30 protein-coding genes and 3 tRNA genes are annotated in these 24650 nt (G+C 38.1%); 26 read left to right on the top strand and 7 right to left on the bottom strand.

The annotated features are described in order from the left end of the window. Positions 1-57: 57 nt before the first annotated feature. From PTQ27_RS06105 to trpS, 6 genes are all read left to right on the top strand, one after another. Positions 58-390, top strand: coding sequence for a winged helix-turn-helix transcriptional regulator (locus tag PTQ27_RS06105; protein WP_273749729.1), 333 nt, complete (start codon positions 58-60; stop codon positions 388-390). A gap of 513 nt (positions 391-903) precedes the next feature. Beyond that, complete coding sequence (gene rppH / locus PTQ27_RS06100; RefSeq protein WP_273749728.1) at positions 904-1545, top strand: RNA pyrophosphohydrolase; 642 nt, start codon at positions 904-906, stop codon at positions 1543-1545. 2 nt (positions 1546-1547) lie between these two features. After that, positions 1548-2333: a sulfite exporter TauE/SafE family protein gene (locus tag PTQ27_RS06095; RefSeq protein WP_273749727.1), complete on the top strand. Its 786-nt coding sequence runs from the start codon at positions 1548-1550 to the stop codon at positions 2331-2333. An 8-nt stretch (positions 2334-2341) separates the two neighbouring features. Beyond that, positions 2342-3139, top strand: a complete 798-nt coding sequence (gene lgt, locus PTQ27_RS06090) for a prolipoprotein diacylglyceryl transferase (RefSeq protein WP_273749726.1) — start codon at positions 2342-2344, stop codon at positions 3137-3139. Positions 3140-3205: 66 nt separating this feature from the next. Continuing rightward, complete coding sequence (locus PTQ27_RS06085) at positions 3206-3871, top strand: phosphoglycolate phosphatase (RefSeq protein WP_273749725.1); 666 nt, start codon at positions 3206-3208, stop codon at positions 3869-3871. Positions 3872-4003: 132 nt separating this feature from the next. After that, positions 4004-5035: a tryptophan--tRNA ligase gene (gene trpS, locus PTQ27_RS06080; protein WP_273749724.1), complete on the top strand. Its 1032-nt coding sequence runs from the start codon at positions 4004-4006 to the stop codon at positions 5033-5035. Between the two features lie 74 nt (positions 5036-5109). Here trpS and PTQ27_RS06075 read toward each other — a convergent pair whose 3' ends face one another. Together PTQ27_RS06075 and ppa are read right to left on the bottom strand one after the other, a co-directional pair. Further along, positions 5110-5865: a M48 family metallopeptidase gene (locus PTQ27_RS06075; protein WP_273749723.1), complete on the bottom strand. Its 756-nt coding sequence runs from the start codon at positions 5863-5865 to the stop codon at positions 5110-5112. 52 nt (positions 5866-5917) lie between these two features. Next, complete coding sequence (ppa, locus tag PTQ27_RS06070; RefSeq protein ID WP_273749722.1) at positions 5918-6445, bottom strand: inorganic diphosphatase; 528 nt, start codon at positions 6443-6445, stop codon at positions 5918-5920. 228 nt (positions 6446-6673) lie between these two features. Between ppa and PTQ27_RS06065 the strand changes: the two genes are divergently transcribed. The 10 genes from PTQ27_RS06065 (at position 6674) to PTQ27_RS06020 (ending at position 12640) form a co-directional block, all read left to right on the top strand. After that, positions 6674-6749 (top strand) — tRNA-Lys (locus tag PTQ27_RS06065). Positions 6750-6772: 23 nt separating this feature from the next. Beyond that, positions 6773-6848 (top strand) — tRNA-Lys (locus PTQ27_RS06060). 22 nt (positions 6849-6870) lie between these two features. Then, positions 6871-6946: transfer RNA gene (locus PTQ27_RS06055), tRNA-Lys, on the top strand. Positions 6947-7039: 93 nt separating this feature from the next. Further along, positions 7040-8074, top strand: coding sequence for an endolytic transglycosylase MltG (gene mltG / locus PTQ27_RS06050; RefSeq protein WP_273749721.1), 1035 nt, complete (start codon positions 7040-7042; stop codon positions 8072-8074). A 10-nt stretch (positions 8075-8084) separates the two neighbouring features. Next, a complete protein-coding gene (tmk, locus tag PTQ27_RS06045; protein WP_273749720.1) occupies positions 8085-8705 on the top strand; it encodes a dTMP kinase in 621 nt (206 codons plus the stop codon). After that, positions 8705-9682, top strand: coding sequence for a DNA polymerase III subunit delta' (locus PTQ27_RS06040; RefSeq protein WP_273749719.1), 978 nt, complete (start codon positions 8705-8707; stop codon positions 9680-9682). Before tmk ends, PTQ27_RS06040 begins: the two co-directional genes overlap by 1 nt. 70 nt (positions 9683-9752) lie before the next feature. After that, positions 9753-10541 (top strand): TatD family hydrolase, encoded by a 789-nt coding sequence (locus tag PTQ27_RS06035; RefSeq protein ID WP_273749718.1) that lies wholly within the window; start codon positions 9753-9755, stop codon positions 10539-10541. 10 nt (positions 10542-10551) lie between these two features. After that, positions 10552-11073, top strand: coding sequence for a DUF1523 family protein (locus tag PTQ27_RS06030; protein WP_273749717.1), 522 nt, complete (start codon positions 10552-10554; stop codon positions 11071-11073). Positions 11074-11150: 77 nt separating this feature from the next. Further along, on the top strand, positions 11151-11852 hold the full coding sequence (gene lpxH, locus PTQ27_RS06025) for a UDP-2,3-diacylglucosamine diphosphatase (protein WP_273749779.1): 702 nt from the start codon (positions 11151-11153) through the stop codon (positions 11850-11852). Then, the gene (locus PTQ27_RS06020) at positions 11849-12640 is read left to right on the top strand and encodes a glycosyltransferase family 2 protein (protein ID WP_273749716.1); all 792 of its coding nucleotides are present in this window, start codon (positions 11849-11851) and stop codon (positions 12638-12640) included. Before lpxH ends, PTQ27_RS06020 begins: the two co-directional genes overlap by 4 nt. A gap of 99 nt (positions 12641-12739) precedes the next feature. Here the strand turns inward: PTQ27_RS06020 and nhaA are convergent, their stop codons facing one another. Next, positions 12740-13927 (bottom strand): Na+/H+ antiporter NhaA, encoded by a 1188-nt coding sequence (nhaA, locus tag PTQ27_RS06015; protein ID WP_273749715.1) that lies wholly within the window; start codon positions 13925-13927, stop codon positions 12740-12742. 173 nt (positions 13928-14100) lie between these two features. Here nhaA and PTQ27_RS06010 point away from each other — a divergent pair, with 173 nt between their 5' ends. From PTQ27_RS06010 to cpdA, 10 genes are all read left to right on the top strand, one after another. Further along, positions 14101-14529 (top strand): EamA family transporter, encoded by a 429-nt coding sequence (locus tag PTQ27_RS06010; RefSeq protein ID WP_273749714.1) that lies wholly within the window; start codon positions 14101-14103, stop codon positions 14527-14529. Positions 14530-14555: 26 nt separating this feature from the next. Beyond that, on the top strand, positions 14556-15299 hold the full coding sequence (locus tag PTQ27_RS06005; protein ID WP_273749713.1) for a 4'-phosphopantetheinyl transferase family protein: 744 nt from the start codon (positions 14556-14558) through the stop codon (positions 15297-15299). Beyond that, on the top strand, positions 15292-15711 hold the full coding sequence (gene psiE, locus PTQ27_RS06000) for a phosphate-starvation-inducible protein PsiE (RefSeq protein WP_273749712.1): 420 nt from the start codon (positions 15292-15294) through the stop codon (positions 15709-15711). The genes PTQ27_RS06005 and psiE overlap by 8 nt, the downstream gene beginning before the upstream one ends. Before the next feature lie 8 nt (positions 15712-15719). Continuing rightward, the gene (gene nudF, locus PTQ27_RS05995; RefSeq protein WP_273749711.1) at positions 15720-16349 is read left to right on the top strand and encodes an ADP-ribose diphosphatase; all 630 of its coding nucleotides are present in this window, start codon (positions 15720-15722) and stop codon (positions 16347-16349) included. 102 nt (positions 16350-16451) lie between these two features. Further along, on the top strand, positions 16452-17897 hold the full coding sequence (locus tag PTQ27_RS05990; protein ID WP_273749710.1) for a DASS family sodium-coupled anion symporter: 1446 nt from the start codon (positions 16452-16454) through the stop codon (positions 17895-17897). Between the two features lie 176 nt (positions 17898-18073). Beyond that, the gene (locus PTQ27_RS05985) at positions 18074-18724 is read left to right on the top strand and encodes an IS1595 family transposase (RefSeq protein WP_273749709.1); all 651 of its coding nucleotides are present in this window, start codon (positions 18074-18076) and stop codon (positions 18722-18724) included. Positions 18725-18757: 33 nt separating this feature from the next. Further along, positions 18758-18982, top strand: a complete 225-nt coding sequence (locus tag PTQ27_RS05980) for an FCD domain-containing protein (RefSeq protein ID WP_434802831.1) — start codon at positions 18758-18760, stop codon at positions 18980-18982. Beyond that, positions 18983-19924, top strand: coding sequence for a sugar kinase (locus tag PTQ27_RS05975; protein WP_273749708.1), 942 nt, complete (start codon positions 18983-18985; stop codon positions 19922-19924). It begins immediately after the preceding gene. Positions 19925-19992: 68 nt separating this feature from the next. Further along, positions 19993-20634, top strand: coding sequence for a bifunctional 4-hydroxy-2-oxoglutarate aldolase/2-dehydro-3-deoxy-phosphogluconate aldolase (locus PTQ27_RS05970; protein WP_273749707.1), 642 nt, complete (start codon positions 19993-19995; stop codon positions 20632-20634). A 146-nt stretch (positions 20635-20780) separates the two neighbouring features. After that, positions 20781-21617: a 3',5'-cyclic-AMP phosphodiesterase gene (gene cpdA / locus PTQ27_RS05965; protein WP_273749706.1), complete on the top strand. Its 837-nt coding sequence runs from the start codon at positions 20781-20783 to the stop codon at positions 21615-21617. Positions 21618-21689: 72 nt separating this feature from the next. Here the strand turns inward: cpdA and PTQ27_RS05960 are convergent, their stop codons facing one another. The 4 genes from PTQ27_RS05960 to napG are packed head-to-tail and all read right to left on the bottom strand — an operon-like array spanning position 21690 to position 24577. Further along, entirely contained in the window at positions 21690-22295 is a 606-nt protein-coding gene (locus tag PTQ27_RS05960; RefSeq protein WP_273749705.1) for a NapC/NirT family cytochrome c, read from the bottom strand. 11 nt (positions 22296-22306) lie between these two features. Further along, positions 22307-22735, bottom strand: a complete 429-nt coding sequence (locus PTQ27_RS05955; RefSeq protein ID WP_273749704.1) for a nitrate reductase cytochrome c-type subunit — start codon at positions 22733-22735, stop codon at positions 22307-22309. A gap of 58 nt (positions 22736-22793) precedes the next feature. Further along, a complete protein-coding gene (napH, locus tag PTQ27_RS05950; protein ID WP_273749703.1) occupies positions 22794-23672 on the bottom strand; it encodes a quinol dehydrogenase ferredoxin subunit NapH in 879 nt (292 codons plus the stop codon). Beyond that, on the bottom strand, positions 23672-24577 hold the full coding sequence (gene napG / locus PTQ27_RS05945) for a ferredoxin-type protein NapG (protein WP_273749702.1): 906 nt from the start codon (positions 24575-24577) through the stop codon (positions 23672-23674). Before napG ends, napH begins: the two co-directional genes overlap by 1 nt. Positions 24578-24650 lie beyond the last annotated feature (73 nt).

Here is a 24650-nt window from a genome sequence, read left to right as displayed (position 1 = left end):
AAATTAATATTTTACTAATAAAATCAAAGAGAAAAGATGAAAAAATAAGGATAAAAAATGAAAGAATATAAAGTGACAATGATTGATAATGAAGAAACATTCTTTAATTACACACTATCTATTATTAGTGGCAAGTGGAAATTATTGATTATTTACGTATTATTTCATCACCAAATAGTTCGCTACAATGAATTACGTCGCCTACTCGGTGGTGAAATCACATTTAGAATGCTAAGTAATACGCTAAAAGAGATGGAAGCAGATGGTTTGGTTCACCGAAAAGAATATCCGCAAATTCCGCCTAAAGTGGAATATAGCCTAACTGAAAAAGGAAAATCATTATGGCCAATGATTAGAGGAATGTATGACTGGGGAAGAGATAATAGTTAGTGAATAAAAAACAATCAATAAAATAATCTACTTTCCACAGATTTAGATAAAATCATTAACATGTTGATTTTATTATCTATTTTTATCTGTTTTTAGTATTAATTTAAGTTATTCACGCCTATTTTGAAAAACTATCACATCTTTATCCACAAATGGTGGGGATAACTAGCAAGTTTGATTGAGCTACCATTTTTCACATTTTCGCCTTTCAAAAATTCATCTTATTTTGTTGAGAAAAACAACGAGATCTTGATATTTATCCAGATCATTGATTAAGAAAAAGATCCCTAATTTTAATTCTAAGATCTTCTCTATTTTTCTAGCTTTAAATAGGTTATCCTCAATTTATACCAATAAAACTTATCACTTATCCACAGTGTTATCCACAAGCGGTTAAAAATATCAAATTTTTTGCAAATATCCTGATTTTTACTTTTGCTTAAGGTTGTTCAATCTGCCAAAGTATGAAACAATCTCTTTCATTCTAAAATCTTATATAAATTAGGTGGTCTAGTGATCGATTTCGATGGCTACCGCCCAAATGTTGGTATCGTTATCTGTAATAAGCACGGACAGGTTCTGTGGGCGAAACGGTTTGGTCAGAACTCTTGGCAATTTCCGCAAGGTGGAATTAACGAGGGGGAAAACATTGAAACAGCAATGTACCGTGAGCTTTATGAAGAAGTCGGCTTACAAAAAAAAGATGTGCGATTACTTTGGGCGTCTAAATATTGGCTAAAGTATAAACTGCCAAAACGCTTAGTGCGTGCTGAAGGCTCTGGTCCTGTCTGCATTGGACAAAAACAACGTTGGTTTTTATTGCAATTAATCAGTGATGAAAGTCAGATAAACCTCAAAATCACCAAAAATCCTGAATTTGATGGCTGGAGATGGGTCAGTTTTTGGTATCCTGTCCGCCAAGTAGTGGCCTTTAAACGTGATGTTTACCGTAAGGCGATGAAAGAATTTGCTTCGGTCTTACAAAGTGGCATACAAAAAAAATCCGATGATAAACAAAGCGATAAAACACGCTTAGAGCGTACTGAAAAACAAGGATTCAAGCCTAAAAGAGGGCAAGATTCCAAAGAAAATAAATCGGAATATCGCAAATCGTATCATCGTCCTTGGTATCAAAATAATCAAAGAGGAAAATAACAATGACTGTGTTAGTAAGTTGCCTTTTTTTAGGGGTATTTGTTGGTTTTCTAGCGGGTTTATTCGGTATTGGTGGTGGGCTAATTATTGTACCAAGCCTTGTATTCTTATTACCGATGGCAGGTGTTCCCCCTGAATACTTAATGTCCACAGCATTAGGTACTTCGTTTGCAACTATTATTATTACGGCTTTTTCATCAGCACAACGCCATCACAAATTAGGCAATGTAGATGTACAAACTAGTAAATATTTTATTCCAGCCTTGATGATTTCTGTCTTTTTAGCTGGTTTAGTCGTGAGTAATTTAGATGCAAAAGTAATGTCTAAAATCTTTGCGGTAATGGTGCTTTACCTTGCAGCTAGAATGTTATTCTCATTGAAAAGATTACCGAAAAACAAACCGCTTACCGTAAAAGCAACGCTTATTGGAGGGGGAATTATCGGTACATTATCAAGTATGGCAGGCATTGCTGGCGGTGCATTTATCGTGCCATTTTTAAGTGATAGAGGGCTAGATATGAAACGTGCGATTGGCACTTCTTCATTTTGTGGTGCATTCCTTGGCTTATCTGGCACCATTAGCTTTATTGTCAGCGGTTGGGATGTTCCAATGCCAGATTATTCATTAGGTTATATCTATTTACCTGCACTATTTGGTATTACCGCTACTTCATATTTTACCTCCAAATTAGGTGCTAATGCAGCAAATGTATTACCTGTGCCTATCCTAAAAAAAGCATTTGCAGTATTACTGGTCTGCATTGCAATTAATATGTTCTTAAAATAAAGGAAGCTATGAACGAACAATTTATTCAATTTCCACAAATTAGTCCTATTATCTTTGAAATTGGCCCGATTGCCCTTCGCTGGTACGGCTTAATGTATTTAGCCGGTTTTGCGTTTGCTTATTGGCTCGGAATGAAAAGAGCGAAAAACTCAAACGGTGTTTGGACAACCGAGCAAGTCGATACTTTAATTTATTCAGGCTTTTGGGGAGTAGTATTAGGTGGTCGAATCGGCGACGTCTTTTTCTATAGTTTTGACCGCTTTTTGCAAGATCCTCTCTACCTACTGCGAATTTGGGAAGGGGGAATGTCATTCCACGGTGGCTTAATTGGGGTTATTGTGGCAATGCTTTGGGTCTCTTACCGCCAAAAACGAAGCTTTTGGAATACGGCTGATTTTATCGCACCGCTTATCCCATTTGGCTTAGGAATGGGACGAATTGGCAACTTTATCAACGATGAACTTTGGGGACGAGTAACGGATGTACCGTGGGCAGTATTATTCCCTAATGGCGGCTACCTACCCCGCCACCCCTCACAGCTTTACGAAGCTTTTTTAGAAGGGGTTGTTTTACTGCTTATTCTTAATTGGTTTATCAAAAAACCACGTCCGGCAGGTTCTGTTGCAGGCTTATTTTTAATTGGCTACGGCACATTCCGCTTTATTGTTGAGTATTTCCGAGAAATTGATCACAATGTAAATACTACAGCCGATCTTATCACCCGAGGGCAATTACTCTCTTTACCTATGATTATTGGCGGTATTTTGATTATGGCTTGGGCATACAAATTTAATAAAGCAAAATAATTACAAGCGGTCTGATTTTTCTATTTTTTTACAAATCGGATCGCTCATTTTTTAAAAGGATTCAATATGACTTCAAAATATAAAGTAATCGGTTTTGATTTAGACGGAACCTTAATCAACACCCTACCAGATTTAACCCTTACCGCTAACTCAATGTTTTTAGAGGCAGGGCTCCCAACGGTTACACAACAAAAAGTGCTAACTTGGATCGGCAAAGGGGCAGATATTTTCTTTCAAAATGCCATTGCTCACACAGGCAAAGTTTTTGATGCCGAACAGTTAGTTAAAATGCGAGCAAGCTTCGATAAATACTACGCTACTTATGTCTGTGAAGAAAGCGAACTCTACCCAAATGTGAAAGAAACCTTAGAAACCTTAAAAGCCAAAGGTTACCCGCTTGTTGTTATTACTAATAAACCCACAAAATTAGTAGAACCTGTACTTTCCGCCTTTGGTATTTATCACTTATTTGATGAAACGCTTGGTGGGCAATCTCTGCCGAAAATCAAACCTCACCCAGACCCAATGTTCTTTATTTGCGAAAAATTTGGCATTACACCGCAAGAATTGCTATTTGTCGGTGATTCAGAAAATGATGTTATTGCCGCCAAAGCCGCAGGCTGTGATGTAGTTGGTTTGACTTACGGCTACAACTACAATGTACCGATTGAACAAGCTAATCCGACTTTTGTAACTTCTGAGTTTAAAGATGTGTTGGGAATTGTGGGTTAATGCTCTGACAAGCGATTAAATTTCTTTAAAATTTTGCAAATCTCCAAAGAAATCTGACCGCTTGTACTTTTATCCCTTCTCAATAACCGTTAAGATAACCGCATATTTTTAAGCATAGAAAGAGATTATAAAATGAGCAAACCTATTGTATTTAGTGGCGTACAGCCGTCGGGCGAATTAACTATTGGTAACTATCTGGGTGCATTACGTAACTGGGTGACAATGCAAGATGATTACGATTGTGTATATTGCATTGTAGATCAACACGCTATTACCGTGCGTCAAGATCCGGAAAGCCTACGTAAAGCGACTTTAGATGTATTAGCCTTATACTTAGCTTGTGGAATTGATCCTAATAAAAGCACAATTTTTATTCAATCGCACGTGCCTGAGCACGCTCAATTAGCGTGGGTGCTAAACTGTTACACCTATTTCGGCGAAATGGGGCGTATGACGCAGTTTAAAGATAAATCTGCTCGCTATGAAGAAAATGTAAACGTGGGCTTATTTACTTACCCAGTATTAATGGCAGCGGATATTTTGCTTTACCAAGCAAATCAAGTGCCGGTAGGCGATGATCAAAAACAGCATTTAGAAATTACCCGTGATATTGCCAACCGTTTCAATGCGTTATATGGTAAAAAAGATGCGGAAGGCAATGTGATTGAGCCAGTATTTGCAGTGCCTGAAGTTTTCATTGCTAAAGCGGGGGCAAGAGTAATGTCGTTGCTTGAGCCGACGAAAAAGATGTCAAAATCGGACGATAATCGCAATAATGTGATTGGGTTGTTAGAAGATCCAAAAGCGGTCGCAAAAAAAATCAAACGTGCAATGACCGATGGCGATGAACCGCCTGTAGTGCGTTACGATGTGCAAAATAAAGCTGGTGTTTCTAACCTGTTAGATATTCTTTCTGCGGTAACAGGCAAAACGATTGCCGAATTAGAAGCGGAATTTGAAGGCAAAATGTACGGCCATTTAAAAACGGAAGTGGCTGATAAAGTCTCTGAATTATTAACTAATCTGCAAGAACGTTACCATCACTATCGCCAAGATGAAGCATTACTAGAAAAAATCTATCGTGAAGGAGCTGAAAAAGCACGAATTCGCGCCAAAGCGACTTTAGATAAGGTTTATGAATTAGTGGGCTTTGTGCGTGGCTAATAGATAAAAATGAGAGGTGCTTAAATTATTTTTAAGCACCTCTTTTATGTGTTGTACTAGAACGAAATAATTGCTTATTTACGTGCTTGGTAAATTTTCATTGCTTCAGGCACTAAACGAGCAAGATTTCTTTGACGCTCTTCATTTGAAGGGTGAGTTGAGAAAATAGATAACCCCGAACTACCATTAGCTTGGCTCATTTTTACCCAAACATTTGGTGCGGCAGAAGGATTATAACCTGCTTTCGCCATTAACATTATACCAATTTCATCTGCTTCGGTTTCTTGGCTACGAGAGAATGGCTTAGTCGCAATCAAATCAACACCTGTACTCAACAAGCCTTCCGTACTAACACCTGTTGTTTGGCTTACTGCAATATCTGCAATTACACCAACTAAACCGGTAATAGTGCTTACTGTACGATCTGATTTTCCGTGCTCTTTTAATGCGTGAGCCATTTCGTGCCCCATTACCACAGCAATTTCATCATTAGAGAGTTTTAGTCTATCAACTAACCCCGTATAAAATGCCATTTTCCCGCCCGGCATTGCCCAAGCATTTAATTCATCTGACTTTAATACTGTTATTTCCCACTGAAAAGGCACACCTGTTTTGTTCTCTTTTTCTGCATAAGGCTTCATTTTATTAAAAACGGTATGAATACGCTTTGCGGTTGGAGATGAGGTATCAATCGCATTTTGCTGACGTGCCTGTGTTTTTACTTGAGCATAACTTAATGCAGCTTCTTGATTAATACTTTCTGTTGTTGCACAAGCGGTAATCATTGTGGCTAAAAAAAGAGAATAGCCTAATTTTTTGATAAATTTCATTTTTATATCCTATAAAAATGCCAAACAGAAGTGTTTGGCATTTCGATGAAAATTATTTTTTCGCACGCTCAAATGAGTCTAAAATTTCTTTACGAGCTTCATTTACATCGCCCCAACCTTCAACTTTCACCCATTTTCCAGCTTCTAACGCTTTATAGCTTTCAAAGAAATGTTGAATTTGTGCTTTTAACAAAGCTGGTAAATCGTTCACATCTTTAATGTGATCGTATTCTTTGCTTAATTTAGTGTGCGGAACCGCAACCACTTTTGCATCGCCACCCGCTTCATCAGTCATTTTTAACACACCAACTGGGCGGCAACGAATCACTGAACCTGGTTGTAATGGGTATGGAGTTGGAACTAATACATCAACTGGGTCGCCATCTGATGATAATGTATTGTTTACATAACCATAGTTTGCTGGATAGAACATTGCTGTCGCCATAAAACGATCAACAAATAATGAACCCGTTTCTTTATCCACTTCATATTTAATTGGATCTGAGTTTGCTGGAATTTCGATAATCACATAAATATCGTCTGGTAATTCTTTACCTGCTGGTACTAATTCTAAGCCCATTTTAATTTCCTTCTATTAGTAGATGAATAAAACCGTTTGATTATAGCTGATTTTACTAAAAATGGTAGGCGAAAATAAAAGCCAAGTTATATTTTCAGTTTTATCGTTCTAAACCGTCTAAAATTCGGCTAAATTGTTTACAAACCACACATTCAATATTTTTTAGATAAAAAAAACTTGCCAAAATTTTAAAAATCCGTAAGATATGCCCTCGTTACGCAAGATTATGGGTCATTAGCTCAGTCGGTAGAGCAGCGGACTTTTAATCCGTTGGTCGAAGGTTCGAATCCTTCATGACCCACCATTTAATCTTCAAAACACCTTTTAGGGTCATTAGCTCAGTCGGTAGAGCAGCGGACTTTTAATCCGTTGGTCGAAGGTTCGAATCCTTCATGACCCACCATTAATTTTCAAAACACCTCTTTGGGTCATTAGCTCAGTCGGTAGAGCAGCGGACTTTTAATCCGTTGGTCGAAGGTTCGAATCCTTCATGACCCACCATTATTTATCCCATTTATTTGCAAATTTTTCTGAAAAAAAGACCGCTTTATAGTAGAATTCAGACTATTTCTATCGTATTTACCTTACTATTTTATGTTAAAAAAATTACTTATTTCTTTAGGCTTGTTAGCTGTTATTGTTGCAGGTGGTTTATTTTTTGGCTACAAAAAACTGACTGATTTAGCTAAGCACCCAATTACCCATCAACCTGAACAATTATTTATATTAGAAAAAGGCACATCTAGCCAAAAACTTGCCATTTTATTGGAAGAACAAGGTATTATTACCCACGATGATGTCAAACTCCTCCCCTATTTAATGCGTTTATATCCTGAACTGGGTAAATTTAAAGCCGGAGCCTATTCTCTTACTGGTTTAAACACAGTTAAAGATTTGCTTCAACATTTAAGCTCAGGTAAAGAAGTACAACTTAATGTGCAACTTATCGAAGGTAGAACCTTTAAAATTTGGCGAGAACAATTAAGCCAAGCAAACTATTTAGCCCAAACCTTAAAAGATAAATCTGAAAAAGAAATTGCGGAATTACTCGGTTCTCCATATGAAAAATTAGAAGGCTGGATTGCACCGGATACTTACAGTTATACACCAAATTCAACCGATCTTGCCTTACTAAAACGAGCTTATGAAAAGCAAAAAAATATTTTAGAACAAGCTTGGCAAAATCGAGCGGAAAATCTACCGCTTGCAAATCCGTATGAAATGCTTATTCTTGCCTCTATTGTGGAAAAAGAAACTGGCATTACGAGCGAACGCCCACAAGTGGCTTCGGTTTTTATTAACCGCTTGCGAATTAAAATGCGTTTGCAAACCGATCCGACCGTTATTTACGGTATGGGCGACCGTTACGATGGCAATATTCGCCGTAAGGACTTAAACGAAGTTACCCCTTACAATACTTATCAAATTGACGGACTGCCGCCAACACCGATTGCAATGCCGAGTAAAGCTTCTATTGAAGCGGTTGCTCACCCCGATAATACGCCTTATTTCTATTTCGTTGCCGACGGCACGGGCGGACATAAATTTAGCAGAACGCTAAGTGAGCATAACCAAGCAGTGCGTGAATGGATCCAGATTGAACGTAAACGTAAAAACGAACAAAAATAGTGAGAATAATATGCGTGGAAAATTTATTGTCATTGAAGGCTTGGAAGGAGCCGGTAAAACAACAGCTCATAAAGTTATTTTACAAGAGTTAGAACAAGCCGGTATTAAGGAAGTTGTGCTTACCCGTGAACCAGGTGGCACACCGCTTGCGGAAAAACTACGTCATCTGATTAAGCACGAAACGGAAGAACCCGTAAGCGATAAAGCTGAACTTTTAATGCTTTATGCTGCTCGGGTGCAATTAGTCGAAAATGTGATTAAGCCGGCTTTAGCTGAAGGAAAATGGGTATTGGGCGACCGCCACGATATGTCTTCTCAGGCCTATCAAGGCGGGGGGCGTAAATTAGATCGCAACTTGCTTAATACTCTAAAAGAATCGGTACTCGGCACTTTTGAGCCGGATCTCACGCTTTATCTTGATATTGATCCTGTAATTGGATTAGAACGAGCAAGAGGTAGAGGCGAACTAGACCGCATTGAACAGCAGAGTTTGGACTTTTTCTATCGCACTCGTGAACGTTATTTAGAGCTGACTCAAAATAACGATAAAGCGATTATTATCAACGCTGAACAATCGATTGAACAAGTAACCGCAGATATTCAACAAGCAATTCGTAATTGGTTAAAATAATGTACCCTTGGCAGCAAAGCATTTACCAACAACTGACAGACGCTTTTTTAAATGGGCGTGGGCATCACGCTTTACTATTTAGAACAGATGTCGGGCTTGGCACGGAAAATCTAATTCATCATTTTGCTCATTGGCTACTCTGCCAACAGCCAAATGGCGAACAACCGTGCCAGCAATGCAAAAGTTGTTTATTGATGCAAAGTGGTAATCACCCCGATTTTCACCTTATACAGCCGATTGAAGGCAAAGATATCGGCATAGATCAAATTCGAGAAATGACCACCAAATTACAAAACTTTTCACAACAAGGCGGTAGCGTGGTGGTATATATTAAAGGGGTAGATCGTTTAACGGAAGCCAGTAGTAATGCTCTGCTCAAAACCTTAGAAGAACCGCCACAAGGTGTTTATTTCTTACTGGAAGCTCCATTGCAATCAACAATGCTTGCAACTATTCAAAGCCGCTGCCAAACGTGGGTACTTTATGCTCCTAAACCAGAATATGTTTTAGAATGGCTACAAGCAGAATGTCCGAATGCGACGAATAACGACCTTGAAATCGCATTACGCATTTGCCACTCTCGCCCGTTAATTTGCAAAACGTTTATCAAAAACGACCGCTTGTTACAACGAAAAACATTTTTACAAACTTTCTGGCGATTCTACAAAAGCCGAGATGTAATGCTCCTTTTTACCGCTTTTAATAAAGAAAAAGAGGAAGTTTTACAACAATTAGAATGGCTGGAAAGTTTCTTTAGCGATGCCCTAAAAGCCAAAATGGGAATTAGCACGGGCTGGTTAAACCCTGACTTACAAAACGGCATTATCCCCTTTAGCCAACAGCTTACCCCTCACGGCTTACTCCAGGGGCATCAAATACTTCAACAAACCCAACGGGATTTAGTCGAAGTAAATGCGGTAAATCAAGAATTGATGTTGTTGGATTGTTTAACTAAACTGGTAATGGTATTCGAGTAATTCCTCAACCCTTTTAATTTAGTACAACTTCAACATTTTCTATATCATAAAATTATTAAAACAGGAATTTATGGATAATTTATTTATTATCGATTCACATTGTCATTTAGACTCTTTAGATTATGAAACCCGCCATAAAAATGTGGATGAGGTTATTGAAAATGCCAAAGCTCGTGGTGTGCATCATTTTATTTCCGTTTGCACTACCGTCGGGCGTTTTGAGGCAATGAAAAACTTAACCGCCCACCGTAGCGATGTTTCACTTTCTTGCGGGGTTCACCCTTTAAATGTGGAAGATGAGCCTTTTGATTACGACAAGCTTTTTGAATTCGCTCAAGACCCGAAAGTCGTAGCCATTGGCGAAACAGGGCTAGATTATCACTACACCCCCGAAACTAAAGCATTACAGCAATCTCTTTTTGTACAACAAATCGAAATTGCCAATAAACTCAGTAAACCGTTGATTATTCACTCTCGCTCAGCTCGCCAAGATACAATGGATATGCTGGAGCAAAACGGTGCAGAAAAATGTGGCGGTGTATTACACTGCTTTACTGAAAATTGGACAATGGCAAAACGAGCCTTAGATTTAGGTTTTTATATCTCTATTTCCGGCATTATTACCTTTCGTAATGCTGAAGAATTACGTGATGTCGTGCGTAAAGTACCACTAGATCGCTTATTGGTGGAAACTGACTCGCCTTACCTTGCCCCAATTCCTTATCGAGGTAAGCCGAATCAGCCAGCTTATGTGCGTGAAACTTGCGAGTATGTTGCGACATTAAAAGGGGTATCTACCGAAGAATTAGCTCGCATTACTACAGAAAATGTGCAACACTTATTCAACATTCAATTATAAGGAACAAAATATGAGAGCCATATTTAAATATTTCTTAATTTTAGTATCACTATCATTATTTATCGTATTAGGTGGAGCAGTAAACTATGCGATGCCAAGCTATGAAGAGACTTTTGTTACTGGAATGGAAGTTCGCCGAATGGATAAAGATGGTATTATCAGCAAATCAAATCCTGCCGATGGCCAAGTACGTGATGTCTATTTCTTATTTACCGAAGAACCAGAAACTAAAAAGGTAATGGTTTATCGTAATGAAGATACAGGTTGGGGCTTACCACCTTATTTCAAATTTGGTTCTGCTGACATTCAAGCCAAAGCTCAAGCCTATGCAAATGATAAGCAACGTGTGCAAATTAAATATTACGGCTGGCGAATTAATTGGCTGAATGAGTTTAGAAATATCATCTCAATTAAGCCAATGGCAGAAGGAGAAACCGTTAGCAAGCCAATTTTTAGCTATGTGCTTTATGCTATCCTTGCTTTCTTATTTTTCTTATCGGTACAATTTATCCGTGGTATTTTTAAAGATTAATTACCACATTAAATCTTTGACAAACGGTTCGATTTTGTAAAAAATTGAACCGTTTTCTTTTTACAATGAATAATACAATGACTTACTACTTTATCGCTGATCTGCACTTAAACGAAAATCAACCAGAAATAACCAATCTTTTTTTGCAATTTATGCAAGAAAAAGCACCGCTTGCACAAGCGGTTTATATATTAGGAGATCTTTTCGATTTTTGGATTGGCGATGATGAAGAGTCCGAACTCATTAGTAGTGTAAAAACGGCGATCAAAAACCTCACTGCAAGCGGTGTAAAATGCTACTTTATTTGCGGAAATCGAGACTTTTTGCTCGGGCAAAAATTTAGCCGAGAAACGGGAATGGAAATACTGCCTGATTACCAAGTAATTGGTTTATTTGGCACACAAACCTTGCTTTGCCACGGCGATACCCTCTGTATTGATGATGTGAAATATCAGCAATTTCGCCGCAAAGTACATCAAAAATGGCGGCAATGGCTGTTTTTATGTTTACCTCTTGCTTGGCGAATTCATATTGCGGAAAAAATCCGAGTAAAAAGTAAGCTAGATAAAAAAAGTAAACCTGCCGATATTATGGACGTAAACCCTGAATTTACGGCTCAAACAGTAGCACAATTTAACACAACGCATCTTATTCACGGCCATACTCATCGCCAAGCGGTTCATAATGAAAATGGTTTTGTTCGCATTGTATTAGGCGACTGGAAAACGGATTATGCTTCAATTTTAGAAGTGACTCAACAAGGCTTTAAGTTTGTATGATTGATGTGATTATCCCCTGCTACAATGCAGAACAAACCCTAGTAAGAGCGGTACAAAGTGTATTAAATCAACCTGAATTAGGGACATTATGGCTCGTTGATGATGGCTCTACGGATAATACTCTAGCTTTAGCCTTACATTTACAAACGCAGCTCCCAACCAAAATTCAAGTTGAAGCAATGCCAAAGAATGGTGGTGTAGCCAAAGCCCGTAACTGGGGAGCATTACAAAGTGAAGCTCAATTTATTGCCTTTTTAGATGCTGATGATGCCTATGAAAATGGGGCTTTACAAGTGGCAAGCAAAATATTTGAATTTAAGCCCGAAACAAGTCTTGTCCGCTTAAATCTTAAACCTATTGACTTAGCAGAATGCTATAGTTCACACCCAAACTTTGATTTTGCTTGGCAACATATGCAGATGACTTGCGGTGGCAATGTCGTATTTCGCCGTACCTTTTTCTTAGCTTGCGGAGGCTTCCCACAGCATCAATTATTCAGAGAACTAGGTGGTGAAGATGGGGCATTAGGTATTGCAACAACAAAAATCGGTGCTGTTGCAACCGCTTTTAATGATATAGGCGTTTTGCATTATTGCCGAGACGGAATGCACGCAGAAAGATTGCTTAATGCTATTTTATTTAATGAACACGTCCCAAATATTAGTGAACAACATATCGCTCAAGCAAACCAGATCACCGAAAACATTTGCCAAAATATTGCAACGCTTAAGTTATGTTTAAATAGTGATAATATCGGTATTCGACCTTATCACTTAGAGTGGGAATAAAAATAGTTTTATAGCGATATAAATAAAAATGCGGTAAATCTTCTTTACCGCATTTGCAATATTTTCTTAGAAAAGAACCGCTTGTCTATCTAAGTTATACTATGATGCTTGTTCTTCTACATAATTTTTATTAGTTGATGCTTTCAATAAAATATAACCTAAAATAGCTGAAATTAGCGAGCCAAGTAAAATACCTAAACGAGCTAATGAAGTCACTTCTTCACCTGCACCATTTGCATCAAATGCGAGGCTTGCTAAGAACATCGACATTGTAAAACCGATACCACATAAAATTGCAATCGCAAAGATTTGTTTAAAGTTTACACCTTTCGGCAAACTTGCAATTTTAAATAATACCGCTAAATAACTAAAGCCAAATACACCAACCGCTTTACCGAGAATTAAGCCTAATGCGATACCTAAAGGTAATGGCGATGTTAATTGCTCAATACCTACACCAGCTAAAGAGACCCCTGCATTTGAGAATGCGAATACCGGTAAGATCATAAATGAACACCAAGGTGCTAAAGTATGCTCTAAATCATCTGCCGGACGCTCGCCATTTTTACCTTTTAATGGCACACAGAAACCGATAATAACCCCAGCTAAGGTTGCGTGTACACCTGATTTTAACACTGCTGTCCATAACACTAAACCTACTACTAAATAAGCACAAATTGAAGTGACTTTGAAACGATTTAAAACCACTAAGGCAACAACTGCTACTGCCGCAATCACTAATGCTTGCATACTAATATCTTGCGAATAAAATACCGCAATAACTATAATTGCCCCTAAATCATCAATAATTGCTAATGCTAATAAGAAGATTTTTAACGCAAGTGGTACTCGAGCACCTAATAATGCAACGATCCCAACTGCAAAGGCAATATCTGTTGCCATTGGAATTGCCCAACCCGCATAAAATTCTGGGTGGTCTCGGTTAATAAACCAATATACTAACGCTGGCACAACCATTCCACCAATCGCCGCAAATGCAGGGAAAATAGCATTTTTATAGCTTGATAGAGAGCCTTCAAACAGCTCTTTTTTTACTTCAAGACCAATTAAAGTAAAGAAAATCGCCATAAAACCATCATTTACCCACAATATTAATGGTTTATTTAATGCAAAGTCACCAAATTGTAAGCTAATAGGTGTTTGTAAGAAATTGAAGTAGAAATTACTCAACGCTGTATTAGCACATATAATAGCTGCAAATGCAAAAATCAGCAGAAGAATTCCGCCTGATGCTTCCGATTTAAAAAACTCTTTTAGTTTTATCATTTATCCCTCCAATATAAAAACTAACTTACCTAAATTTTAGTATAGATAAAATACAATCCATCTTTTACCAAAGATTTTAATAAGATTAAACAAAAAATTTGATAAACTAAACTCAATTCACTTTTTCTTATTCTGTTTGGTTACTAATTACACAAAAACATTATGGAGTTGTTATGGCAAATGAATGGATCTATTGGGCATTAGCATCTGCCCTTTTTGCTGCCCTTACCGCTATTTTTGCAAAAGTTGGATTGCAAGGCATAGACTCTGACTTTGCTACCTTTATTCGCACTATCGTGATTATTATTGCTCTTATTGCTTTCCTCACCTATAGCGGAAAATGGCAACCTTTGGGCCGTTTAACAGGTAAAAATTGGACTTTTCTTATTCTGTCAGGACTAGCAACGGGTGCCTCTTGGCTCGCCTATTTCAAGGCATTACAAATGGGCAATGCATCACAGGTTGCTCCTATTGATAAATTGAGCTTAGTTTTGGTAACTATATTTGCCGTTATATTTTTAGGAGAGCGACCAAGCGGGCAAGATTGGTTAGGAATAGGTTTAGTGGCAGCAGGGGTTTTACTGCTTGCGTTTAAGCGTTAAGATCTAATCTGCAAGCGGTCATTTTTATGAAAAATTTTACACCTAAAATTGAAATTGCCTTTATTCATCAAGATGAAATATTACCTAGCGATTTTAATTATCCCGCAATGCCTGCCGTGTTAAATACCAAACAAATTTCAAAATGGAAAAGTCGGCGGGCAGCTCATTTCCTGCTAACAAGGCTATTTCAAAAAAATCAGCTAGATTTGGGTCTATTAGAAAATATCCAACGTACCGAAAGTGGTCGCCCTTTTGTAAACTCGCCACAGATTGATTTCAACATTAGCCATTCTGGGGAATGGATAGCGGTTATTTTTAGCCAAAATTTTACCAAATTAGCTGTTGGCATTGATATTGAACACCCCCAGAAAATAAGACGTTATGTGGATTTAATTCGTTATTATGCTAATACGGAGGAACAAGAAGTTTTACTCGATGATGATTGCCCTTTGCTAGAAAACCTTACCCAACGCTTCTATTTAAGTTGGTGCTTACGTGAAGCGATATTAAAATCACAAGGTGTTGGTATTGTAAAGCTCTCCGAGGTAAAGCATTTCCCTCTGCAAAAGCATATTTTTTCAGCCCATTGCCCTAGTGGCAAATTACATTTTATAACTGAGTTACCCTTCTATTTAAGCTACTTCTATCAGCAAACAGAAAATATGATATTATCGCAACCAGAACTATACCAATGGCAAGCTGGCAGCTTTCAAGCTATTGATTGCCACTCCATAATTTATGACGTTAATTTGAGGACAAACTATGCCTAGAACATCTTTAGAAGAACGCCACTCTACATTTGGAAAAATAGCAGCAGAAATCTTTCAGTGGGTTTTAAATATCTCATTACTTACAGCTGGTGCATTGCTCTCTTATTCACTCTTTGCGGAAGCCTATTCGCTTTATCAACTTTCTATTGGAGATAGTGAAAAATTCCAAATTGTAGAGAAAATTGTGATTTTCTTCCTCTATTTTGAGTTTCTAGCTTTAATCGTAAAATATTTTAAATCTAACTACCATTTCCCATTACGTTACTTTCTTTATATCGGCATTACGGCAATGGTTCGTTTGATTATTGTTGATCACTCCAATGCAATGCATACGTTATTATTTGCACTTTCGATTTTAGTAATGATTATTGCACTTTATATTGTGCACACCGACCGTTTACATAAAAGTTAGGAATAAAAATGAGCCAATATCCAACTCAATATCACTATGATGATTTACACATTATCAACAAAGAAACCGTTTATAAAGGACATTTCGAGCTACAAAAAATCACTTTCCGCCATAAGCTTTTTTCAGGCGAAATGAGCGGTAATGTAGTTCGAGAACTTCTAATCAAGGGTGAAGCCGCTGCACTGATTGCCTACGACCATGTGCTAGATAACGTGATTTTAATCGAACAGGTTCGCATTGGTGCTTATGACGATAAGCATAAAAAATCCCCTTGGTTACTTGAACTCGTAGCTGGAATGGTTGATAAAGGCAATGAAGACCCAGCTGAAGTTGCAATACGAGAAGCCCAAGAAGAAGCCGGCTTAGAATTAGAAGAAGTGCAACACGCATTAAGCGTTTGGGACAGCCCTGGCGGGCAATTAGAACGCCTACATCTATTTCTTGGCTTAATTGATAGTTCAAAAGTAAAATCTGGCGATATTCACGGTTTATTAGCAGAAGAAAACGAAGATATTTTAGTTCACGTCGTCAGCCGAGAACAAGCTTATCAATGGGTTGAAAATGGTACTATTGATAATGTTATTGCCGTAATTGGATTACAGTGGTTGCAGTTGAATTACCAGAAATTTAAACGCTAATTTAATATTCATAATGCTCTTTGATTTAAATCAACCTCGAAAATCTCCCTTTCGTGTTAGTCTGTAAAGGCTTTTTTTTAAATTATAAGAGAACACAACATTATGACTACTTCCGTTACTGTAAAAGCAGGCTTTCAATGGCAAGGCTTGCTCATTTCTATTATTGTTGGGCTTGGAATATATCTATGCCCAATTCCTGAAGGACTAAGCCCTAAAGCTTGGGGAATGCTAGCTTTATTTGTGGCAACCATCACCGCAATTATTACCAAAGCAATGCCAATGGGTGCTGCAACGTTAGTTGCCCTTGTCATTAGTGGGGTAACAGGCCTTACGCCTATTAGAGCCGGAAAAGAAGATGTCGCTATGCTTTCTGGCTTTTCTAACGGCACTATTTGGTTAATTGGTATCGCAATGTTTTTGTCTAGAGCTGTCATTAAGACAGGATTGGGGCATAGAATAGCACTTTACTTCATCTCAAAATTTGGTAACCGTATGATGGGGGTGGCTTATGGTATTGCCCTTGCTGATACAATTATTGCACCTGGTATTCCTTCTGCCTCTGCTCGTGGCGGTGGTATTATGTACCCAATTATGCAATCGATTGCGGATACTTATGACTCTAAACCTGGGCCGACTGCCAGAAGAGCTGGGGCATTCCTTGCCATAGTAGTTTCACAAATTGATACTATTGTATGTACGATGTTCTTAACGGCAATGGCAGGTAACCCTTTAATTGCTGAACTTGCAGGTAGCCAAGGTATTGAGATTTCTTGGATGACTTGGTTCTTAGGTGCTATTGTACCAGGGATCGTCAGCTTAATTGTCTTACCTTACTTAGTCTATTTAGTGTACCCACCAGAGTTGAAAAAAACACCTAAAATGGCTCAAATGGCAAAAGATGAGCTACAAAAAATGGGTAAAATGACAACAGCTGAATGGATTCTTGCACTCGATTTTATCTTATTATTAATATTATGGACTGTCGGGGATTTATTCTTCGGTATTTCAGCAACCGTTTCTGCCTTTATCGGATTAGTTATTTTACTACTTTCTAACATTATGACGTGGAAAAATATTGTAGAAGAAACAACCGCTTGGGATACGATGTTTTGGTTCGCCGTATTAGTAATGATGGCAACAGCACTTAACAAATACGGTGTAATTAGCTGGGTTTCTACTCATATTTCTTCATCGATTAGCGTATTTAGCTGGCCAATCGCATTTACTATTTTGGTGTTGGTTTATTTCTATACCCGCTATTTCTTCGCCTCAGCAATGGCACATATTTCAGCAATGTATTTAGCTTTCTTAGCAGCGGCTATTGCTGTTGGTACACCACCATTATTAGCAGCTATTGGACTAGGATATACCTCAACACTCTCAATGAGCTTAACCCAATATGCAGGGGGCCCAGGGCCAGCACTATTCGGCTCAGGTTATAACAGTGCCGGACAATGGTGGGGTGTAAGCTTTATTATTTCTATCGCATCACTTCTCATCTGGTTCGGTGTTGGTGGATTATGGATGAAACTATTAGGTTGGTGGTAAGGTTTAATTAGTTTAGTAAAGAACAGAAATTTCTGTTCTTTACTAATTTATAATTATTACTTAAGGTTATCTACATATAAGAAAAATATCCTTGATAAAACATCTTTTAGATCATAATAATTTTGGGGCTGTCCTAGATAACGACTAAAAGCTCTATTTTAGGTTAAAATGACCAAATGAGAAAAAGCCGTCTAAGTCAGCATAAACAAAATAAACTCATTGAGCTGTTCGTAGCAGGTGTAACTGCTAGAACTGCCGCTGAGTTAGTAAAGGTAAACAGAACGGCCGCAGCTTATTATTTTCATCGTTTACGGCTACTCATCTATCAAAACAGTTCACATTTAGAAATATTTGATGGTGAGATAGAAGCCGATGAAAGCTATTTTGGTGGCTCTCGCAAGGGTAAACGAGGTCGTGGAGCAGCCGGTAAAACCCCAGTGTTCGGGCTCTTAAAGCGTAATGGCAAGGTTTATACCGTTGCAGTACCAAATACCCAATCAACCACTTTACTGCCGATTATTCGGGAAAAAGTGAAGCCGGATAGTATTGTTTACACGGATTTCTACCGAAGTTATGATGTGCTTGATGTGAGTGAATTTAACCATTTTCGCATCAATCACAGCACGCAATTCGCAGAAAAACATAATCATATTAACGGAATTGAGAATTTTTGGAGTCAAGCCAAACGCCATTTACGCAAGTTTAACGGTATTCCGAAAGCCCATTTTGAGCTGTATTTAAAGGAATGTGAATGGCGTTTTAACAACAGTGACTTAAAATATCAAATTTCCATTTTAAAACAATTAGTTAAGGGGAGTTTAGCCTAGTTATCTAGGACAGCCCCTAATATTTATCAGTTAATGACAGGATTAAATATTCACTTTGACCGAGCTAGAACCTTTATTTTTAAACATAAACCTTCGATGAAAACAGTGGAAGAGCATAAAGAAATTTTAACAGCGATCCGCAAAAAAAATAAAAATAAAGCAAAGGAATGTATCGAACGTCATTTACACCAATATATTTTGGATAAAGAGCAGTTTGAGAAAGAATATAGCTACTATTTTAATAAAAGTGAGGATTAAATGAAAAAACTCGCAATTATCGGCGAATGTATGATTGAGCTAAATGGCGAACCTTTTGGCAATATGCACCAAACCTATGGTGGCGATTCATTAAATACCGCCACCTATTTAGCTCGTATCAGCTCACAAAAGGAAATTGAGGTTTGCTATCTATCTGCCCTCGGTGCCGATAAATTAAGCCAGGGTATGCTGGAAGCGTGGCAAGCGGATAATATCAATACCGATTTTGTTTTGCGTGATGAACATCGCCAACCAGGGCTTTACCTTATTCAGCTTGATAAGCAAGGGGAGCGAACATTCCTCTATTGGCGTAATCAATCTGCTGCTCGCTACTTGTTACAACACCCTGATTATCTAAAAGCATTATCCGCCTTACAAGAGGTTGATATGGTTTATTTAAGCGGGATTTCTTTAGCTATTCTGCCATCAGAAGACCGTTTAACATTGATTAACCAGCTTGCAGAACTTAAAAAGCAAGGGGTAAAAATTGCGTTTGATAGCAACTACCGCCCTAAACTGTGGGAAAGTGAACAATCTGCCCAGCAGAATTATGCTAGCTTGCTTAAATTAGTCGATTTAGCCCTGGTTACTTTTGATGATGAACATCTTTTATGGGGGGATGCCGATGAACAAGCCACCCTTTCACGCCTAGCACAATATGGTATTGAAACTATTGTGGTTAAACAAGGCTCACAAGGTGCAACTGTGCAAGTAAATGGTGAACAAACCTTTGTACCTACTACCCCTGTTGAAAACGTAGTAGATACCACATCCGCTGGCGATTCCTTTAATGCAGGTTTCTTAAATGGTTACTTACTGGGTAAAGATTTAACCAGTTGCTGCCAGCAAGGCAATCAAGTAGCCGGTATTGTGATTCAGCATAAAGGGGCGATTATTGAAAAATCCGCCACTGCTCATTTAAAACAACAATTTGCAACTTAGTTTCGCTTTTACAAGCGGTCATTTTTAATCAGAATTTTGCAAATTTTATTGATACTAAGAGGTAAAAAATGCGTTATACAACCGAACAAATCGTAGAAAAATTAAGAGAACTTAAAGTCGTTCCTGTGATTGCATTAGACAATGCAGAAGATATTTTACCATTAGCAAAAACACTTTCAGAAAATGGTTTACCTGTAGTAGAAATCACATTCCGTTCAGCCGCTGCGGAAGAAGCGATTAAATTAGTGAAAGCAAACAACCCAGAGGTGTTGATTGCAGCAGGTACCGTACTCACAAAAGAACAAGTGCTGACCGCTAAAAATGCTGGGGCAGATTGTATTGTTACCCCAGGTTTTAACCCAAATATCGTGAAATATTGCCAAGAATTAGATATTCCTGTTACGCCTGGTGTGAATAATCCAATGGCAATTGAAGCTGCATTAGAATTAGGCATACAAGCGGTCAAATTCTTCCCAGCAGAAGCAAGTGGTGGCGTGAAGATGATTAAAGCCTTACTTGGCCCTTACGGTAACTTACAAATTATGCCGACTGGTGGTGTTAGCCCAAGCAACATTAAAGACTACCTTGCTATTCCAAATGTAGTTGCCTGCGGTGGTTCTTGGTTTGTTGAAAAATCACTGATTAATGGTAAAAGATGGGATGAGATTGGCAGATTAACTAAAGAGGCAGTAAAGTTAGTAACGTGCTAATATTAGTTACATCTATAGAAACTCACTTTTTACAAAAATCTAAAAACTTTTTTTCAAAAATGTGGCATAGTCCACATTTTTCATTTTAAGTTATTGATAAAATTCAACAAGTTAAAATTATAAGAATTTTGAATGGATGCAGGAAAATGAAAGAATATTTTAGATTAGATAAAAAAGGGGCTGTTCGGCTATTACAAATTACCGATCCCCATCTCTTTTCTAATCCAGCAGAAACACTACTAAAAGTAAAAACTATCGACAGTTTTTCCTCTGTTATTAAGCAAATCAATACTCAAATAGCAAAAACAAATAATAGCTTTGATCTTATTCTCTCTACTGGTGACTTAATTCAAGATCATAATGTCGCTGGTTATCATTATTTTGCACAGATAATTGAATCTTTAAAAACACCTGTTGTGTGGCTAGAAGGAAATCACGATGTGCAACCTGCTATGTCTGATATTCTGTCTGAATACCCACATATTCTACCTAACAAGCAAATTCTTATCGGCGAGAAGTGGCAAATTTTAATGCTAAATACGCAAGTTGTTGGAATGCCTTACGGCGAATTACCCTATAAACAATTAAAATGGTTAGATGAAAAATTAGCGGAATTTCCTGAAAAATTCACTTTAATTGCCTTACATCATAATATTTTACCCACTAATTCAGCTTGGTTGGATCAACATAGTTTAAAAAATGCAGATAAATTATCACATATTCTAATAAAATTTAAGAATGTGAGAGGCATTGTACACGGTCATATTCATCAGCAGGTAGATGCTATATGGAACAATATCCCTATTTTTGCTACACCTTCAACTTGTATTCAGTTTAAGCCTAATTGTGATCAATTTACATTAGATGAATTGCCTCAAGGTTGGCGAGAAATCTACTTGCACGAAAATGGGGAAATTGAAACCGTCGTCAAGCGGTTAAATTTTAATGATTTTTTACCAAATTTCGATGCTCAAGGTTATTAGGTGATGGTATTAGTTCAAAGTAAATAGCCCTCAATTTTCATTGAGGGCTATTTATTCTCTAAGAATTATTCTTTATTTCTCTTCTGATTTTTTTAATAAATCATCAGGAATAAAGTTTTTCTGAACTTCTGCCATATGAGGAAGGTTATGAGCAATACCTTTGTGGCAGTCGATACAAGTTTTGTTATGTTCTTGTGCTAAAGCGTGCATTTGTTGTGCAACATCTTTTTGTTGAGTAAAGTCCATATCGTCAAAGTTGTGACAGTTACGGCATTCTTGTGAATCGTTCGCTTTTAAACGAGCCCATTCACGCTCTGCCATCTCGCCACGGTGAGCTTCAAATTTCTCGATAGTATCTACTTTACCTGTGTAATGTGCATATACTTCTTTTGCCGCAATAATTTTACGTTTCCATTTTGGGAAAAACTCGTGTGGCACGTGACAATCTGAACAGATCGCTTTTACACCGCTACGGTTTGAATAGTGAGCTGATGCACGGTATTCAGGCACAACATCATTCATATGACAATCTGAACAGAACTCTTCTGTATTTGTCATTGCAAGGCCTGCATTAAAACCATTCCACGCAAAGATCCCACCTAATGCAGAAATAAGGATTACTGCACCAATGGCCATTTTACTTGGACTACGGAACCAATTCCAAAATCTTCTTAACATTTCCTTACTCCTTATTTACCTTGCGTTTGGCGTACACTTTCAAATTTATTTTGAACAATCGGGTTTACATTTGTTTGTTGCACGTGGCACTGTAAACAGAAGTAACGACTCGGAGATTCATTTTCGTGCACGTTACCATTACGATCTGTAAAGTGGCTTGGTGGTAAACGGGTTGCACCTGTTGTTTTTGATGGTTCAATCGCGTGACAACCTAAGCAATGGTTTACATTCTTACTTACCTGTAAACCACGAATACTATGTGGTACTAAAGGCGGTTGGAACGGGAAGGTTGTTGGGATATTACCAACATCTTTTTGAGGATTATGAAATCCTGGGGTAACACTTTCTGTTGTATGATCAATACCACCAGACAGGTTTGGTGCTTCTGCCACTGCAAAGCCTGTCATTGCGGCTAAAATTAGGGCAAGATATTTTCTCATTTGAGGTTCACTCCATTAAAATTCTTGTTTTTTAAAGTTAAAAAATAAAGCTAAAAATTTAAATATTCTTTACATCAATACTGCCTTGGAAACGTGTTCCAAACGCAAATACATTTTCGGCACATACATCAATGCAACGCCCGCAAGTAATACAATCTTTCGATAAAATAACTGTACTCTCTTCTGGCTTACCGTGTAATGGTACTCTTAGTACTTGAGGCTCTGGACAAACGTTGTAACAATCCATACAGTTATCACAACGGTTTCTATCAACCACTTTTACCTTAATTAAGCTTTTTGCACCAATTAAGGCATAAGTTGCACCTATCGGGCAAAGATGTCCACACCAACCGTGCTCTGCGACTAATAGGTCGAATAAGAACACTACTAAAACCAACCAAAGTGTTGCACCTAATCCATAAACAAACACTCGGCCTAATGCAGCAACAGGGTTAATCCATTCCCACAATAAGGTACCGGAAACCGCACTTCCCACCAAAATCACAGCTAAAATCACATAACGTAAATTGCGTGAAATTTTTGCGGTTTGGCGAATACCCAATTTCCGTCTTAACCAAGCCGCAGCATCCGTAACTATATTCATTGGGCAGACCCAACTACAAAATAATTTGCTGCCGACAATGGCATAAAATAAAACGACAATTAAAGCACCGATCAACATTGTCCATTCAGGTTTATAGCCTGTCGCTAATACTTCTGCCGCCATTAATGGATCCGTCATTGGTACAGTTTCTAGTAACAAACTACCACTGTAATTCCCTTTTAGAATCCAAGTATTCCAAAGTGGCCCACTGATAAACATTAAAATAATGCTTAATTGACTTAAACGGCGAAGAATTAAAAAGCGGTATGCGTGCCACCAACCAAGCTTTTGACGAGCCTCTAAACCTGCGTGTTTAGGAGAATTTGCAGCCATTATTTTACCCCCTTCAGATTCAAGTCTAAATCAGGGAAGTGCTGTGGAGCCTCCACTGTTGTAGAACTTGGCACATAATCTTGAGTTGCACGACTTGGCGTTGCCACCCTTGCACCTGGTCTAACTTCCATATGTTGATAAACTGGCTCGTGCTGCCCTTCTGGCATACGTGCATCATAAGCTGGGCGTAAACCATCTGGGTGAACATCTTCAATCAACGATTTTCCTGCATTTTGCTTCTCTTGCCAGCCTAAACGATAATGGCGACCTAACAAGCCTTTCGCTAAATCCATTGGCAATACTTTGATTGCAGCCTCTTCTAATACGCAAGCCTGCTCGCATTTACCACAACCAGTACAAGCATCACTGTGTACGGTCGGAATTAATTTTGCGTGAATTTCTGTTCTATCATTGTGAATACGTTCAAGCGTAATTGCTTTATCAATCAAAGGACAAACACGGTAACAAACATCACAACGTAAACCTTGCCAGTTCAAGCAAGTTTCGTGGTCTAATAAAACAGCTAATCCCATTCGGGCATCATCAATATCTTTAAGCTCTTCACTTAAAGCCCCTGTCGGGCAAGCATTCATACACGGAATATCCACGCACATTTCACAAGGCTTATCTCGTGCAATGAAATAAGGTGTCCCCGCTTCAACAGGTGAAATTAATGAAGCTAAATGCAACATATCATAAGGACAAGCCTGAACACATTGCCCACAACGTGTGCAAGCACTCAAGAACTCTTCTTCAGGTAATGCACCTGGTGGACGTAATGCTACACCTTGACGTGCAAAACTTTGTTGCTGTTGCAGCCCTAAAATTACCCCCACACCACAAACACCAGCGGCAGTGCGAGTTACATTTTTTAAAAACTGACGACGATTTGGATCCATTTTCATAGTGGTTTCCCCTTATACAAGCGGTCATATTTGTAAAGTTTTTTGCAAATTTAACCGCTTGTTAATATTAAAT

Origin of the sequence: Mannheimia cairinae, assembly GCF_028649535.1 — a bacterium.
Taxonomy (GTDB): domain Bacteria; phylum Pseudomonadota; class Gammaproteobacteria; order Enterobacterales; family Pasteurellaceae; genus Mannheimia; species Mannheimia cairinae.
Note: the sequence above shows the minus strand (reverse complement) of the source record. Positions and strands in the feature narration are given on the sequence as shown.